Annotated in this window: 16 protein-coding genes; 7 read left to right on the top strand and 9 right to left on the bottom strand. The window is 69.6% G+C overall.

Annotated elements, in window-relative coordinates:
* Positions 1-6: 6 nt before the first annotated feature.
* Together fabF and CS1GBM4_RS00145 are read right to left on the bottom strand one after the other, a co-directional pair.
* Positions 7-1,272: a beta-ketoacyl-ACP synthase II gene (gene fabF / locus CS1GBM4_RS00150; RefSeq protein ID WP_186416660.1), complete on the bottom strand. Its 1,266-nt coding sequence runs from the start codon at positions 1,270-1,272 to the stop codon at positions 7-9.
* Positions 1,273-1,281: 9 nt separating this feature from the next.
* Positions 1,282-1,797: a helix-turn-helix domain-containing protein gene (locus tag CS1GBM4_RS00145; RefSeq protein WP_186416659.1), complete on the bottom strand. Its 516-nt coding sequence runs from the start codon at positions 1,795-1,797 to the stop codon at positions 1,282-1,284.
* A gap of 144 nt (positions 1,798-1,941) precedes the next feature.
* Here CS1GBM4_RS00145 and CS1GBM4_RS00140 point away from each other — a divergent pair, with 144 nt between their 5' ends.
* Together CS1GBM4_RS00140 and CS1GBM4_RS00135 are read left to right on the top strand one after the other, a co-directional pair.
* Positions 1,942-2,277 (top strand): DUF1778 domain-containing protein, encoded by a 336-nt coding sequence (locus CS1GBM4_RS00140; protein ID WP_186416658.1) that lies wholly within the window; start codon positions 1,942-1,944, stop codon positions 2,275-2,277.
* Positions 2,265-2,795, top strand: coding sequence for a GNAT family N-acetyltransferase (locus CS1GBM4_RS00135; protein ID WP_186416657.1), 531 nt, complete (start codon positions 2,265-2,267; stop codon positions 2,793-2,795). The genes CS1GBM4_RS00140 and CS1GBM4_RS00135 overlap by 13 nt, the downstream gene beginning before the upstream one ends.
* A 51-nt stretch (positions 2,796-2,846) precedes the next feature.
* On the opposite strand, the gene CS1GBM4_RS00130 is transcribed toward CS1GBM4_RS00135, so the two are convergent.
* From CS1GBM4_RS00130 to CS1GBM4_RS00105, 6 genes are all read right to left on the bottom strand, one after another.
* On the bottom strand, positions 2,847-3,989 hold the full coding sequence (locus CS1GBM4_RS00130; protein ID WP_186416656.1) for an ABC transporter permease: 1,143 nt from the start codon (positions 3,987-3,989) through the stop codon (positions 2,847-2,849).
* Positions 3,986-4,918 carry an ABC transporter ATP-binding protein gene (locus CS1GBM4_RS00125; protein ID WP_186416655.1) on the bottom strand — a complete coding sequence of 311 codons (933 nt, stop codon included), beginning with the start codon at positions 4,916-4,918 and terminating at the stop codon, positions 3,986-3,988. The genes CS1GBM4_RS00130 and CS1GBM4_RS00125 overlap by 4 nt, the downstream gene beginning before the upstream one ends.
* On the bottom strand, positions 4,915-5,871 hold the full coding sequence (locus tag CS1GBM4_RS00120; RefSeq protein ID WP_186416654.1) for an HlyD family efflux transporter periplasmic adaptor subunit: 957 nt from the start codon (positions 5,869-5,871) through the stop codon (positions 4,915-4,917). Before CS1GBM4_RS00120 ends, CS1GBM4_RS00125 begins: the two co-directional genes overlap by 4 nt.
* Positions 5,868-6,539 (bottom strand): CerR family C-terminal domain-containing protein, encoded by a 672-nt coding sequence (locus tag CS1GBM4_RS00115; protein ID WP_186416653.1) that lies wholly within the window; start codon positions 6,537-6,539, stop codon positions 5,868-5,870. The genes CS1GBM4_RS00120 and CS1GBM4_RS00115 overlap by 4 nt, the downstream gene beginning before the upstream one ends.
* Positions 6,540-6,712: 173 nt before the next feature.
* On the bottom strand, positions 6,713-6,958 hold the full coding sequence (locus CS1GBM4_RS00110; RefSeq protein ID WP_186416652.1) for a hypothetical protein: 246 nt from the start codon (positions 6,956-6,958) through the stop codon (positions 6,713-6,715).
* Between the two features lie 204 nt (positions 6,959-7,162).
* Positions 7,163-7,870, bottom strand: a complete 708-nt coding sequence (locus tag CS1GBM4_RS00105) for a GntR family transcriptional regulator (protein WP_186416651.1) — start codon at positions 7,868-7,870, stop codon at positions 7,163-7,165.
* Between the two features lie 170 nt (positions 7,871-8,040).
* Here CS1GBM4_RS00105 and CS1GBM4_RS00100 point away from each other — a divergent pair, with 170 nt between their 5' ends.
* The 5 genes from CS1GBM4_RS00100 to dksA all read left to right on the top strand — a co-directional run bounded on the left by CS1GBM4_RS00100 (position 8,041) and on the right by dksA (position 13,147).
* Entirely contained in the window at positions 8,041-9,015 is a 975-nt protein-coding gene (locus CS1GBM4_RS00100; RefSeq protein WP_186416650.1) for a tripartite tricarboxylate transporter substrate-binding protein, read from the top strand.
* 36 nt (positions 9,016-9,051) lie between these two features.
* Complete coding sequence (locus CS1GBM4_RS00095; RefSeq protein WP_186416649.1) at positions 9,052-10,128, top strand: tartrate dehydrogenase; 1,077 nt, start codon at positions 9,052-9,054, stop codon at positions 10,126-10,128.
* 95 nt (positions 10,129-10,223) lie between these two features.
* Positions 10,224-11,597 (top strand): MBOAT family protein, encoded by a 1,374-nt coding sequence (locus tag CS1GBM4_RS00090; protein WP_186416648.1) that lies wholly within the window; start codon positions 10,224-10,226, stop codon positions 11,595-11,597.
* Complete coding sequence (locus CS1GBM4_RS00085; protein WP_186416647.1) at positions 11,572-12,576, top strand: hypothetical protein; 1,005 nt, start codon at positions 11,572-11,574, stop codon at positions 12,574-12,576. The genes CS1GBM4_RS00090 and CS1GBM4_RS00085 overlap by 26 nt, the downstream gene beginning before the upstream one ends.
* A gap of 148 nt (positions 12,577-12,724) precedes the next feature.
* On the top strand, positions 12,725-13,147 hold the full coding sequence (gene dksA, locus CS1GBM4_RS00080; protein ID WP_186416646.1) for an RNA polymerase-binding protein DksA: 423 nt from the start codon (positions 12,725-12,727) through the stop codon (positions 13,145-13,147).
* Positions 13,148-13,270: 123 nt separating this feature from the next.
* Here the strand turns inward: dksA and katG are convergent, their stop codons facing one another.
* A complete protein-coding gene (katG, locus tag CS1GBM4_RS00075) occupies positions 13,271-15,535 on the bottom strand; it encodes a catalase/peroxidase HPI (protein WP_186416645.1) in 2,265 nt (754 codons plus the stop codon).
* Positions 15,536-15,617: the final 82 nt, after the last annotated feature.

Below are 15,617 nucleotides of genomic sequence, written 5' to 3'. Positions count from 1 at the left end.
GGTCGCTCAGGCCCAGCGCTTGAACACCACGCTGGCATTGACGCCGCCGAAGCCGAAGCCGTTCGAGATCGCGTATTCCATCGCCAGCGGGCGTGCCGCCTTCGCCACCAGGTCGAGCCCGGCCGCCTCCTCGTCCGGATTCTCGAGATTGAGCGTCGGCGGCGCGATCTGGTCGCGCAGGGCGAGGACCGTGAACACCGCCTCCAGCCCGCCGGCCGCGCCGAGCAGATGGCCGGTCGCGGCCTTCGTGGCGCTGATCGCGATGCCGCCATCGCTGCCGAACACCGCCTTGACCGCGGCGAGCTCGCCGCGGTCGCCGACTGGCGTCGAGGTCGAATGCGCGTTGAGATGGGTCACCTCGCCGGGTTTCAGGCCCGCCTGCTTCAGCGCCGTCTCCATGGCACGGCGCGCGCCCGAGCCATCCTCGGGCCCGGAGGTGATGTGGTAGGCGTCGGCGCTGGTGCCATAGCCGGTCAGTTCGGCGAGAATCGTCGCGCCGCGCGCCTGCGCATGCTCCAGCGACTCGATCACCAGGATCCCGGCGCCCTCGCCCATGACGAAGCCGTCGCGGTCGCGATCGAACGGGCGGGAGGCCTTTTCCGGCTCGTCGTTGAAGCCGGTCGACAGCGCCCGCGCCGCGGCGAAGCCGCCGAGCGCGACGAGATCGACGCAGGCCTCGCTGCCGCCGCAGAGAGCGATGTCGACCTCGCCCGCCCGGATCATCCGGGCCGCATCGCCGATCGCCTGCACGCCGGCCGCGCAGGCGGTGACCGGCGCGCCGATCGGCCCCTTGAAACCATGGTCGATCGAGACATGGCCGGCAGCGAGATTGACCAGGAAGGACGGCACGGTGAAGGGCGAAAGCCGGCGCGCGCCGCGCTCGTCGGTGGTCCGCACCGCCTCGGCGATCGCCGGGAAGCCGCCGATGCCGGAGGCGATCACCGTCGCGGTGCGCTCGCGCTGCGCCTCGTCCTGCGGCCGCCAGCCGGCCTGGGCCAGCGCCTCCTTGGCGGCGACCAGCGCGAACTGGATGAAGCGGTCCATCTTGCGCTGGTCCTTCGGCGCGATCGCCACGTCGGGGTCGAAGCCGCCCTCATTGTCCTCGGCCTTGCCCGGCACGAGGCCCGCGACCTTGGCCGGCAGGGTCCCGGCGACGGCGTCGGGCAGGCGGCGCAGGCCCGAGCGGCCGGCGAGCAGGCGCTGCCAGGCGAGTTCGGCTCCGCAGCCCAATGGCGAGACGACGCCGAGTCCGGTGACGACGATGCGACGCATGGCGAGCTCCTAATCGGGATGGGTCGAGGCCGCGGCATTCCGCGCCGCGACGAGGGCGAGGCGCCTGTGCATGCCGGCGCTGGCGCGCGGCCCGGCGACGACGGCGACGCTCTCGGAGGTGATCGGCCGCAGGCTCGCGGCGTCGACCATGATCGGCATGAGCGGCGCCCCGGTCTCGCGCTCGGCCAGCAGCAGCGCCTCCCCCTCGGGAGCGAGATGGCGATTGCCGAAGGCGACCAGCGCCGCGACCACCGGGAAGAAATCCCTTCCCTTCCCGGTCAGGACGTAGTCGTAGCGCTTCGGCCGCTCGCTATAGAGCCGCCGCTCGAACAGGCCGCTCTCGGTCAGGTGCTTCAGCCGCCGCGCCAGCATGTTCGGCGCGATGCCGAGGCTGCGCTGGAACTCGTCGAAGCGGGTGAAGCCCTGCAGCGCGTCGCGCAGGATCAGGATGCTCCACCACTCGCCGACGGTCTCGACCGCGCGGGCGCAGGGGCATTCGGCGAGCGGAGCGAGCTTGGGCTGCATGGCCCGGGCTCGCTAGCGCAGTAACTATCGTTTTGCAAGTAACTTTGGCCGCGCTGCACTTTCGTCGATGCGCCGGCAGCCGGGCCAGGACATCGACAGAGAGCTGCATTGACGTTGTAGTTACAGCGCCCCATCTTCAGGGCCATGCCGAAGACCCGCACATCGCAGCCTCGAGGGCCGGCCGCCGTTGCGACGGCGGAGCGCCCACGCGTCTCCAGGGGCAAAGGCAGCATCAATGTCCGAATAGAGGCCCATACGCGGCAGCTGATCGACGACGCCGCAGCGGTTCTCGGCAAGACGCGCACCGAGTTCATGATCGAGAGCGCTCGCCGCGAGGCGATCGATGTCTTGCTGGACCAGCGGCTCTTCGCCCTGGATGCCGACCAGTACGAAGCCTTCACGGGCGCGCTCGACAATCCGCCGGCGCCGGGCCCGAGACTGCGATCACTGCTGCGCCGGGTTCCGGCATGGCAGAAGTAGAGAACGAGCCGGAACCGGCATCGTCTCGGCTGTCTGCGCCCGCCCCGCTTGCCGCAGCGCACGATCTTTCAATCTTCGACTGCGGCGATCAAACCTTGAACGACTGGTTGCGCAATCGAGCCGTCGAGAACGAAAGCCGCTTCTCGCGCACCTATGTGGTCTGCGAAGGCAAGATCGTAGTCGCATACTTTTGCATCTCGGCGGGGGCGATCGAACGCAAGGCCGTGCCCGGTAGACTCCGGCGCAACCCCCCGGACACGATACCTGTCTCGGTGATCGGCCGGCTCGCCGTGGATCGGCGATATGCGGGCAAGGGCCTCGGTGCCGACCTTCTATCGGACGCACTGCGCCGTATCGCGGTCGCGTCTCGGACCATTGGCATCGGCGCGGCGCTGGTGCATGCCAAGGATGAGGCCGCCAAGCGCTTCTACATGCATTGTGCCGAGTTCATCCCCTACCCGGACAACGGCCTGACCCTGTTTTTGCCGATCGAGACCATCATCGCGGCTTTTGACTGAGGCTTCAGGGCGTCATTGATGCGACCGACGCTCCCGTTGGGCGGGCTCCCGTCAATCCAGCGTGCTCCTGAACCGCATCAGCGCGATGCCGGCATAGAGCGGCACGAAGGCGGCGAGGTAGATCACCTCCAGGCCGATATCGCCGATATCCGCGCCCTTCAGCATGATCGCGCGCACCACCCGCAGGAAATGCGTCAGCGGGAAGATCTCGCCGAGCCACTGCGCCCAGAGCGGCATGCCGGCATAGGGGAACATGAAGCCGGAGAGCAGCAGCGAGGGCAGGAAGAAGAAGAAGGTCAGCTGCATCGCCTGGAGCTGCGTGCGCGCCAGGGTCGAGATCGTGTAGCCGAGCAGCACCAGCGCCAGGACGAAGATCAGGACGCAGCTCAGCAGCAGCAGGAGGCTGCCGAGAAACGGCACGCCGAAGAGCAGCTTCGCCGCGCTCAGCACCACCGCGACCTGGACGCTGCCGACGACGAGATAGGGCAGCACCTTGCCGAGCATGATCTCGCCCGGCGTCGCCGGCATGGCGAGCAGGTTCTCCATGGTGCCGCGCTCGATCTCGCGGGTCAGCGCCATCGCCGTCATCATCACCATGGTCATCTGCAGGATGACGCCGAGCAGGCCGGGCACGATGTTGTACTGGGTGATGCCCTCCGGATTGTAGCGCCGGTGCACCACGAAGGAGAGCGCGCTGTCGCTCTGCTCGCGCTTGATCTCCTCGGTGCCGAGCGCCCGCGTCAGCGCCCGGTTGGCGATGGTCTGCAGCGCGCCCACCGCATTGCTCGACGCGGCCGGGTCGGTCGCATCGGCCTCGACCAGGATGCGCGGCTCGTCGCCGCGCTCGACCCGCATGCCGAAATCGCTGGGAATGGTGACGAGGAAGGAGATCGCGCCGCGCGCCATCAGGCTCTCGGCCTCGGCCGCGCTCTCCGGCCGCCTCACGAAGCGGTAATAGCCGGAGACCTCGAGCGCCGCGACGACCGAACGCGTGTAGCGGTCCTGCCCGAGCGCCAGAACGGCCGCCGGCAAGCCCTTGGGATCGTTGTTGATCGCATAGCCGAACAGCAGCAGCTGGATGATCGGCACCACCAGCATCATCGCGAAGGTGATGCGGTCGCGCCGCATCTGCACGAACTCCTTGGCCAGCACGGCGCCGAGCCGGGCGGGAGACAGCAGGACCGCCGCGCTCATGCCGCCCGGCCCTCCGCCTGGGCCCGCGCCATGAACTGGATGAAGACGTCCTCCAGGCTGGTCGCGCCGGGCTCGACGCGGACGTCGGCACGGCCCCTCAGATGCGCCAGCGCCTGCTCCAGCCTGCCCCTGTCGGTGCCGACGACATGCAGCGTCGCCCCGAACGGCGCGACCTGCTCGACGCCTTCGGCGTTGGCGAGCGCGGCGATCTCGGCGGGTCTCAGGTCGCCGTGGACGACATAGGTCGAGAGGCCAGATCCCTTCACCACCTCCTCGACCGTGCCGGTCGCCAGCATCCTGCCATAGGCGATGTAGCCGATGCGGTGGCAGCGCTCGGCCTCGTCCATGTAGTGGGTCGAGACCAGCACGGTCAGGCCTTCGCCGGCGAGCCGGTGGATCTCGTCCCAGAACTCGCGCCGCGCCTTCGGGTCGACGCCGGCGGTCGGCTCGTCCAGCAGGAGCAGCCGGGGCTGGTGCATGATGCAGGCGGCGAGCGCCAGGCGCTGCTTCCAGCCGCCGGAGAGCGTGCCCGCGAGCTGGTCCTTGCGCGAGGTCAGGCCGAGCCCGTCCAGCGTGCGCGCCACGGCCGCTTCGACCGGCTTCAGCGCATAGAGCCGCGCCACGAAGGTCAGGTTCTCCTCGATCGTCAGATCCTCGTAGAAGGAGAACCTCTGCGTCATGTAGCCGACCTGGAGCTTGATCTGCGCGCTCTGCGTCCGGACATCGAGCCCCAGCACCGTGCCCTCGCCGGCATCGGGCGTGAGCAGCCCGCAGATCAGCCGGATCGTCGTGGTCTTGCCGGAGCCGTTCGGCCCGAGGAAGCCGACGATCTCGCCTTCACGCACGGTCAGATCGACCTCGTCGACGACGGTACGCCCGCCGAAGCGCTTGGTCAGGCCGCGCACGTCGATGACGTTGCGCTCGCTCACTTGCGGCCCCGCAACATGACATCGACGATCTGGCCGGGCTGGAGCTGCGCGGCCGGCCCGCCCTCGGGCCGCGCCTCGACGAGATAGACCAGCTTCTGCCGGGTCTCGGCCGAATAGATCACCGGCGGCGTGAATTCGGGCTCCTGCGAAACATAGGAGACGGTGGCGGAGAGCCCTTGCGGGCAGCCGGAGCAGCGCACGTCGAGCCGCGTCCCGACGGTGGTGCCCGAGAGCAGCGCCTCCGGCACATAGATCATCAGCTTGACCGCGCCGTCGGGCAGGATGGTCAGGGCCGGCGCCGAGGGGCCGGCGAGCTCGCCGGGATGGCGGATCAGATCGGTCACGATCCCCGCGGCCGGCGCCGTCAGCCTGCGCTGGCCGAGCCGCCACCTCGCCTGGTCGAGCGCGGCCTGCGCCTGCGCCACCTGGTTGCGCGCCGCCCTGATCTCCTCCTCGCGCGCGGCGAGCCGGGCGACGTTCAGATTGGCGGTGGTCTCGCGCACCCGCGCCGTCGCGACGTCGCGCGCCGTCTGCGCCTGGTCGAGATCGGCCTGGGTCGAGACACCGCGACGGAAGAGGTCGTGCCGCCGCTCCAGCGCACGCTCGGCCTCGCGCTCCTGCGCCTTGGCGGAGGCCGCAGTCGCTTCGATCACGGCGATCTCCTCCGGCCGCTTGCCGCTGAGCAGATTGGCGAGCTGCGCCTGCGCCTGCACCAGCCGCGCCTCGCTCTCGGCGACGGCGTTGCGGGCATCGTCGGCCTGCAGCTCGGCGAGGACGGCCCCCGGCGCGACCCGTTCGCCGCGCCTGACCGCGACGCTTTCGATCCGCGCCGTGTCGATCGGCCCGAGCCGGACATATTCACCCTCGACATAGCCGACGACGCGGGTCGCCGGCGGTGCGCACAGGCCGAGTGAGGCGGCGACGGCGAAGGAGCAGACGAAATCGAGGATCATGACGCCTCTCCCCTGCAGGCGAGGATGCTGGCACGAACCGAGCGCCGGACGGCGTCGGCGATGGCGCGCGCCTCCTGCGGGCCGATCCCGTCCCAGCCCATGCGCCGCGTGATCGCCGGCCGCGCGATGCGGAAATAGAAGAGCTGGCCGATCGCGGCGAAGACGGCGAGCCTGGTCGCCGGCGCCTCGGGCGCCATGCCGGTCGCCGCCGCCCAGACCTGGCAGACCCGGCGGTGCACCGGCTCGAACAGCCCGCCATAGATCGTCTCGAAGGCCGGGCTCGGCGTAAGCATCTCGCGGACGACGAAGCGCGCGATCATCTCGCTGTCCGGCACGGTCGTCAGGAAGACGACGATCCGGTCGATCAGCGACAGCAGCTGCTCGGTCGCCATGTCGCGGTCGGAAGCATCGGCCGCGATGGCGACGGCGGGGGCACCGCCCGCCAGCACGGCCTGCATCCGCGCGATGATCGCCTGGGCGCAGGCCTGCCGCAGCCCGTCCTTGCCGCCGAAATGATAGGCGATGCCGGCGCTGTTGACCTTCGCCGCCTGGGCGAGCTCGCGGATCGAGGTGGCGTCGAAGCCGTTGCGGCCGAACAGGTCGAGCCCCGCCCGGATCAGCGCCTGCCGCGTGCCCTCGGCGTCCCTGAGGATGGATGTGCGTGCCATGGCGACGGCCAATAGCACGGCTACCCGCTTCAATCAATCGATTGATTGAATAGCGCGTGAGATCCAGCGCCCGCTCGCGGTTCGCCACGGGCCGCACGGAGCCCGTCGCCGTCTTCGTCGCCCCGGCGCAGCCCCGGCTGCGGCCCGGGACAGCTTCCTGCGCCCCCTGCCTCTCAGCGGCGCCCGCTAGCTGCCGGGCGCTGGTGCCCGATGGAAAGGAACCGCATGAACCCCGGCGGAATCTCGGTGAAGCCGATATCGTGCTGGCGGATATCGAAATCCGCGATAGCCTCGGTCAGCATTTCGAATTCCCGCTCCCCCTCCGAACCTCTGGAGGACGAGATGAGCTCTGCGGCTCGCAGCACAGCAGCCTTCCGCTGTTCATAAGACGAGATCGTCACGGCGTCGGCGTTCGGCATGACACCACCTCAGCGCTACGCAACTCACGCCGGCTAAGCTAGCGCTCCGGCCGCCGGAATACGAGTCGCTTGTGATGATTGGCCGGTCTCGGCCCCGGACCTCCGGAATGTGCCGAACCGGCCCGCCGACACCAATGCGGCCGCCGTGACGAGGCCGAGACGCGCGGAGCCGGCATGACCGCGGGCACCGCGGCCGCCGGCCGCTCAAAGCTGGCGCAGGCCGATATGCTCGATCAGGGGGACGATCTCGTCGCGCGCGGCGACGCGGTGGGCGCGGGCACAGCGATGCGCCTCTCCGGCGTCGCCGGCGCGCACCGCCGCGATGATCAGGCGATGCGCCTGCGCCGAGCCCGCCGGCCGCGCCCGCAGCTTCAGGGTCAGCATGCGCGCCCGATGCGCCTGGTCCGTCACCGTCTGGGCGATGCGGCGCAGGCGGCCATTGCCGCAACGCTCGACCAGCAGGCGATGGAAGAGGTCGTCGGCCTCGGCCCAGCCTGGCAGGTCGTCGTGCGCCAGCGCCTCGTCCATCGCGGCCGCCGCGGCTTCCAGCTCGTCGGCCGCCGCCGCGCGCACCGGCTCCGGCAGCGCGGCCAGCAACTCCGCCGCCATCGACTCCACCGCGATCACGACCTCGTAGATCTCGCGCATATCCTGCGGCGCCAGCGGGCAGATCAGCACGCCGCGCTTGGACAGGACGCGGACCAGACCGTCCTCCTGCAGCCGGATGATCGCCTCGTGCACCGGCGTGCGGCTCATCCCGAGCCTGACGGCGATCTCCTGCTCCGAGCCCTGATAGCCGGGCGGGAAGACGGTGTCGCGGATTGCCCGCTTCAGCGCGGCATAGGCCTCGTCGACCAGCGAGCCGCGTCGGGCTCCGGCCTCCGACGGGTCCGCGCGCGCAAGCTCGACCATGGCTCCCTCCGACACTCGACCACAGCTGCGAGATTATTCCATGCAAGCAGGAATGGAAGCTTGACATGGCCGACCTCCGTGCAAGGATAAACCATGCAAACTTCCATGGAAGATAAATGGAAGAGTGACCCGAGGCGCCGCCGAACGGCGCCGGCTCGAGGGAGGGAACGATGAAGCGAATGCTGTTCGCGCTGGCGCTCGGGCTGGCGGCGACATCCCCGGCGGCGGCGCAGGCGCCCTATCCGGTCCGCGCGATCACTCTCGTCGTGCCCTTCGCGGCCGGCGGCACCACCGATATCGTGGCCCGGCTGATGGCCGATCACATGGGCCGCACGCTCGGCCAGTCGGTGGTTGTCGAGAACGTCGCCGGCGCCGGCGGCACGACGGGCGCGGCCCGCGTCGCCAAGGCGGCGCCGGACGGCTACACGCTGCTGATGGGCAATCTCGGCACGCAGGCGGCGAGCGTCGGGCTCTATCCCAGGCTCGCCTATGACCCCCGCACCGATTTCGAGCCAGTGATGAACTCGGCCTCGACGCCGATGCTGGTGGTCGCCAGGAAGGACCTGCCGGTCAAGGATTTCCGCGAGTTCGTCGCCTATCTCAAGGCCAATGCAGAGAAGCTGAACTACGGCTCCGGCGGCGTCGGCTCGACCTCGCATCTGACCTGCCTCTTCCTCGACTCGCTGCTCGGCACCAAGCCGCAGCACGTCCCCTTCCGCGGCTCCGGTCCGGCGCTGAATGCACTGCTCGGCGGCCAGGTCGACTATGTCTGCGACCAGACCGTCGCGATCGTGCCGACCGTGCAGGCCAGGGAAGGCAAGGGCCTCGTCGTCGCGGTGAGGGACCGGCTTTCGGTCATCCCCGACGTCCCGACCTCGGCCGAGCAGGGCCTGCCGCAATTCCAGGCCACCGGCTGGAACGCGATGTTCGCCCCCAAGGGCACGCCGAAGGAGATCGTCGACAAGCTGAATGCCGCGGCCCGCGCCGCGCTCAGGGACGGGCCGACGCGCAAGCGCTTCCTCGAGCTCGGCGCCGAGCTGCCGGACGAGGCCGGCCAGACGCCGGCCGCGCTCGGCGAGCTCGTCCGCGCCGAGATCGACAAATGGGTGCCGGTCATCCGCAATGCCGGCGTGACGGCGCAGTAATCCCACGGCAACAGCACGACAGCATTGGACGAGAGCATGCGCACGCACAGGATCGCCGCCATCGGCGGGGACGGGATCGGCCCCGAGGTCATCGCCGCCGGGCTCCAGGCCCTGGAGGTCTGCGCCGAGCGCGATGGCGGCTTTCGCCTGGCTGTCCAGGCCTTCGACTGGGGTTCCGACTATTATCGCAGGCACGGCGTGATGATGCCGGCCGACGGGGCCGACCAGCTGCGCGCCTTCGACGCGATCTATTTCGGCGCCGTCGGCGCGCCCGACATCCCGGACCATCTGACGCTCTGGGGCCTCAGGCTCGCCATCTGCCAGCCGCTCGACCAGTATGCCAATGTCCGGCCGACGCGCATCCTGCCGGGCATCACCAGCCCGCTGCGCCATGTCTCCGGCCCGGAGCTGGACTGGGTCATCGTCCGCGAGAACTCCGAGGGCGAGTATTCCGGCGTCGGCGGCCGCGTGCACAAGGGCCTGCCCGAGGAGGTCGCGACCGACGTCGCCATGTTCACCCGCGCCGGCGTGACCCGCATCATCCGCTACGCCTTCGAGATCGCCCGCTCGCGGCCGCGCAAGCTCCTGACCGTCGTCACCAAGTCGAACGCGCAGCGCCACGGCATGGTGATGTGGGACGAGATCGCCGCCGAGGTCGCGGCGGGCTTCCCGGACGTGACCTGGGACAAGATGCTGGTCGACGCGATGACCATGCGCATGACGCTGAAGCCGGAGACGCTCGACACCATCGTCGCGACCAATCTCCACGCCGACATCCTCTCCGACCTCGCCGCGGCGCTGGCCGGCTCGCTCGGCATCGCCCCGACGGCGAATCTCAATCCCGAGCGCAAGAGCCCGTCCATGTTCGAGCCGATCCACGGCTCCGCCTTCGACATCACCGGCAAGGGTATCGCCAACCCGGTCGCGACCTTCTGGACCGGTGCGATGATGCTGGAGCATCTCGGCGAGACCGCTGCCGCCGCCCGGCTGATGCGCGCCGTCGAGCGCGTCACCGCCGATCCCGCCCTGCACACCCCGGATCTCGGCGGCAAGGCGACGACGGCCCGGGTGACGGAGGCCGTCTGCACGGCGCTGCGGGGCGACAACATCTGAGGACGGAGCCATGGTGAGGGCGGCGTGCCACGCCGCCCATGACAGCGCGGCGATAATCGTCTAAGGCGCGCTCTCCCGCCGCCCGCGCCCGCCCGATGCTGTTCAACTCCTTCGCCTTCCTGCTCGGCTTCCTGCCGCTGGCGCTCGCCCTGCACTGGCTGGTCGAGCGCTTCGTGCCGGCCTGGCGGCTGCCGCTCCTGGTCGGGCTCTCCTTCGCCTTCTACGGCTGGTGGGACTGGCGGTTCGTGCCGCTGCTCGCCTTCTCGGTCCTGCTCAACTGGCTGATCGCGGAAGCCTTCCTCAAGACCAAGCGCAGGGGCCTGATCACGCTCGCCATCGCGATCAACCTCGCCATCCTGGCGCTCTTCAAATACTTCAACTTCTTCGCCGATCTCGCTGCGATGATTCCGGGATTGCCGACGACGAAGCTCGACCTCGCGCTGCCGCTCGGCATCTCCTTCTTCACCTTCCACCATGTGATGTACCTGACCGATCTGCGCCGGGGCGAAGCGCCGCGCTACGATCTCGTCCGCTACGCGCTCTACATCGCCTTCTTCCCGCAGGTGCTGGCCGGGCCGCTTGTGCGCTGGCGCGAGATCATGCACCAGCTCGACGAACGGCCCTATCTGCGGCCCGACGCCGCCGAGCGCATCGCCCGCGGCATCATGCTGCTGACGCTCGGCCTGGCGAAGAAGGTGCTGCTCGGCGATCCCCTGGCCGAATACGCCAATCCGGTCTTCGCGGCGGCCGCCGCCGGCGAGGTCCTGAGCATGGCGCAGGCCTGGCAGGGCACCCTCGCCTTCACCTTCCAGATCTATTTCGACTTCTCCGGCTATACCGACATGGCGCTGGGCCTCGCTCTGCTCTTCGGCATCGTGCTGCCGCAGAACTTCGACGTGCCCTATCGCGCCGTCAGCCTGCAGGATTTCTGGCGGCGCTGGCACATGACGCTGTCGCGCTTCCTGCGCGACTACCTCTACATCCCGCTCGGCGGCTCGCGCCACGGCCTGCCACTGCAGCTCTGGGCGCTGTTCGCCACCATGGCGCTCGGCGGGCTCTGGCACGGCGCCGGCCTCAACTTCGTCGCCTGGGGCATGGCCCATGGCGCCGCGCTCGCGGTCGGCGTGCTCTGGCGCCGCGCCGGCCTGCCGATGCCGAAGCTGCTCGGCTGGGCGCTGACCTTCCTCTTCGTCGCCTTCTCATGGGTGCTGTTCCGCGCCACCTCCTTCGACGCGGCGCTGGCGGTCTATAAGGCCATGCTCGGCCTCGGGCCGGTCGGCACCGGCTTCAAATGGCGCGCTCTGCTGCCGGCCGTCGCGGTCGCGATGCTCGGGCCGACGGCCTGGGCGGCGGTGCACCGGGCGCCGCCGGCGCGCTGGCTCGCCGTCCTCACCGCCATTCTCTTCGTGCTGGTCCTGTTCAAGATCGGCGACGACGCCAATTATGAGTTCATCTACTTCCAGTTCTGACGCACGCTGGCGCGGCTTCGGCCGCACCTTCCTCGGGGCGGCGATCCTCCTCGCCACCGCGCTGCTGGCGCTCGCCTTCCTCGTCGACCCCTATGACAGCGGCCGCTCGCCGCTGGCGCTCAAGGCCGGCGTCAGCCCGCAGGGGCCGCGCACCGCCGCCGCCAGCCGCGGCCGCGACCCGCATTTCGCCGGCGCGATCTTCGGCAATTCGCATATCCAGCTGGTCTCGCCCGAACAGCTGACGCGGCAGACCGGCATTGCCTTCGTCTCGCTGATCGCCCCCGCCACCGGCCCACGCGAGGCGCTCGTCCTGCTCGACTGGTTCCTGCGCCACCGCCGCGAGCCGGCCGGGGCGCTGGTGATCGGCATCGACGTGCGCTGGTGCACGCCCGATCCGACGCTGGCGACCGAGAAGCCCTTCCCCTTCTGGCTGTTCGAGCGCTCGACCGCGCGCTACCTCGCCGGGCTGATGCGCTTCGACGTGCTCGAGGAGACGCTGCGCCGGCTGCGCTACCTGACGGCGAAAGCGCCCGAACGCGCCAGGCCCGACGGCTACTGGGACTACGAGGCCGGCTACGAGGTCCAGGGCTTCCACAGCGACCCCGCCCGCCGGGCCAGGCTGCTCGAGCCGCTCGACACCAGCGGCGGCAATCTCGCCGGCCCCTTCCCGGCGGCCGCCGCGCTGCGCGCACTGCTCGACAGGCTGGCGCCGGACGTCCCCCTCGTGCTGGTGCGGCCGCCGAACTACGTCTCCGCCCTGCCCGTCCCCGGCACGCCCGGCGCGGTTGCCGACGCCGCCTGCCGCGACGCCTATGCGCGGCTCGCCGCGAGCCGGCCGCGCACCGCCCTGGTCGACTGGCGCATCGACCGGCCGGAGAATCGAGAGCCGGACAACTATTTCGACCACACCCACTACCGGCGGAAGATCGCCGTGCCGCTCGCCGCCGACATCGCCGCGGCGGTCATGGGATTGCGCTGATTTTCCAGCGATTTGCCGGCTCGTCCGCAGCCGCGCGAAAGCGATTGTTCCCGATGTGACCAATCGCTATAAGGGCCACCAAATCGGCGGCCTCGACACGGCAATGCCGTCGGGGCCTTCGAGCGGACGTTCATGCAGAAGGCCTGCCATGTCGAAGCAGATCAGTCTCGACCCTGACTACAAGCCCTCCGACAGCGAGCCGTTCATGAACGAGCGGCAGCGCGAATATTTCCGCGGCAAGCTGCTCGCCTGGAAGGAGGAGATCCTCAAGGAGGCCAAGGAGACCCTGGTCACCCTGCAGAGCGAGAGCGAGAACCATCCGGACATCGCCGACCGCGCCTCCTCCGAGACCGACCGCGCCATCGAGCTGCGCGCCCGCGACCGCCAGCGCAAGCTGATCTCCAAGATCGACGCCGCGCTCGCCCGGATCGAGGACGGCTCCTATGGCTATTGCGAGGAGACCGGCGAGCCGATCTCGCTCAAGCGCCTGGAGGCTCGCCCGATCGCGACGCTTTCGCTCGAGGCGCAGGAGCGTCACGAGCGCAACGAGCGGGTCTTCCGCGACGATTGAAGCCATCGCGAAAACCTTCGCCAGCAAGAAGGCCCCGCAGCGACGCTGCGGGGCCTTTTGCATCGGGACGACGGCCTCCGGCTCGACGGCCGCTGCACGCGACGGCCGTCGAGCCCTTCTCGCTCAGGCGATGTCGAAGCGGTCGAGATTCATCACCTTGGTCCAGGCCGCGACGAAGTCGGTCACGAACTTCGCCTTGGCGTCCTCGCTGGCATAGACCTCGGCCAGGGCGCGCAGGACCGAGTTCGAGCCGAAGACGAGGTCGGCGCGGGTGCCGGTCCATTTCGGCGCGCCGGTCTTGCGGTCGGTCCCCTCGAACACGTCCTTGGCCGCGGAGACCGCCCTCCACTGCGTGCCCATGTCGAGCAGGTTGACGAAGAAATCGTTCGTCAACACGCCCGGCCGGTCGGTCAGGATGCCGTGCTTCGATCCGTCCGCGTTGATGTCGATGGCGCGCAGGCCGCCGATCAGCACCGTCAGTTCCGGCGCGGTCAGGCTCAGAAGCTGCGCCCGGTCGATCAGCGCCACCTCGGCCGGCACCCCGGTGCCGGGCCTCTGGTAGTTGCGGAAGCCGTCCAGCATCGGCTCCATGACCGCGAAGGAATGGACGTCGGTCTGCTCCTGCCTCGCGTCGGTGCGCCCCGGCGTGAACGGCACCTTCACCGCCTGGCCGGCGGCCTTCGCCGCCTGCTCGACGCCGACATTGCCCGCCAGCACGATCAGGTCGGCCAGCGAGATCTTCTGGTCGCCGTCGGCCTCCTTGTTGAACTGGCGCCGGATGCCGTCCAGCACCTCGATCACCTTGGCGAGCTGGGCCGGCCGGTTGACGTCCCAGTCCTTTTGCGGCGCGAGGCGGACACGCGCGCCATTGGCGCCGCCGCGCTTGTCGCCGCTGCGGAAGGTCGCGGCCGAGGCCCAGGCGGTGCCGACCAGCTCGGAGACGGTCAGGCCCGACGCCCCGATCTTGTCCTTCAGCACGGCGATGTCGGCTTCGCCGACCAGCGGATGGTCGACCGCCGGCACCACATCCTGCCAGATCAGCTCTTCCTTCGGCACTTCCGGGCCGAGATAGCGCGAGCGCGGGCCGAGGTCGCGATGGGTCAGCTTGAACCAGGCGCGGGCGAAAGCCTCGGCGAAGGCCTGCGGATTCTGCAGGAAGCGGCGCGAGATCTTCTCGTAGACCGGGTCGAAGCGCAGCGACAGATCGGTCGTCAGCATCGTCGGCCTGCGCTTCTTCGACCGGTCGTGCGCGTCGGGAATGATCGCCTCGGCATTCCTGGCGACCCATTGATGCGCGCCGGCCGGCGACTTCTCCAGTTCCCATTCGAAGCCGAAGAGGTTCTCGAAGAAGAAGTTGCTCCACTGCGCCGGCGTCTGCGTCCAGGTGACCTCGAGGCCGCTGGTGATGGTGTCGCCGCCCTTGCCGGAGCCGAAGCTGCTGCGCCAGCCGAGGCCCTGCGCTTCGAGGTCGCTGGCCTCCGGATCGGCGCCGACATTGTCGACCGGCCCGGCGCCATGGGTCTTGCCGAAGGTGTGGCCGCCGGCGATGAGCGCGACGGTCTCCTCATCGTTCATCGCCATGCGGGCGAAGGTCTCGCGGATGTCCCGTGCGGCGAGCAGCGGATCGGGGTTGCCGTCCGGCCCTTCCGGGTTGACGTAGATCAGCCCCATCTGCGTCGCGGCGAGCGGGTTTTCGAGCTTGCGCGAATGCACGTCGCCGTCGGCATTGTCCTCGGACACGAGCACGGGTTCGTCGACGGGCTTCGCCACGCCCTCCGAGCCGTGGGCGTAGCGCAGATCGCCGGCGAGCCAGGTGCTCTCACGGCCCCAGTAGACGTCCTGGTCCGGCTCCCAGCTGTCGGCGCGGCCGGCGGCGAAGCCGAAGGTGCGGAAGCCCATCGTCTCCAGCGCGACATTGCCGGCCAGGATCATCAGGTCGGCCCAGGAGATCGCCTGGCCGTATTTCTGCTTGATCGGCCAGAGCAGCCGGCGCGCCTTGTCGAGGCTGACATTGTCCGGCCAGCTGTTGAGCGGCGCGAAGCGCTGCTGGCCCCGCCCGCCGCCGCCCCGGCCGTCGGCGAGCCGATAGGTCCCGGCGCTGTGCCAGGCCATGCGGATGAACAGCGGGCCGTAATGCCCGAAATCCGCCGGCCACCACTCCTGCGAGTCGGTCATCAGCTTGCGCAGGTCGCCCTTCAGCGCCTCATAGTCGAGCTTCGCGAACGCCGCGGGATAGTCGAAGCCCTCGCCGAGCGGATCGGACTTGGCCGAGTGCTGGCTCAGCACGTCGACGCGAAGCTGGTTCGGCCACCAGTCGCGGTTCTGGCGGGGGCTGCCGCCATGGGCGACGGGGCACTTGCCCGTGCTGTCCTCGGTCTTCGTGGTCATGTCTGTCTCCGGTGAGGCTGGCTGCTGGAGCGGTCTTAGCAAAGCGGCTTCATTATTTTAATTCCGATTTTCTGATCGCGAC

The organism is Allobosea sp. CS1GBMeth4, from assembly GCF_900185715.1.
Taxonomy (GTDB): Bacteria; Pseudomonadota; Alphaproteobacteria; order Rhizobiales; family Beijerinckiaceae; genus Allobosea.
Note: the sequence above shows the minus strand (reverse complement) of the source record. Positions and strands in the feature narration are given on the sequence as shown.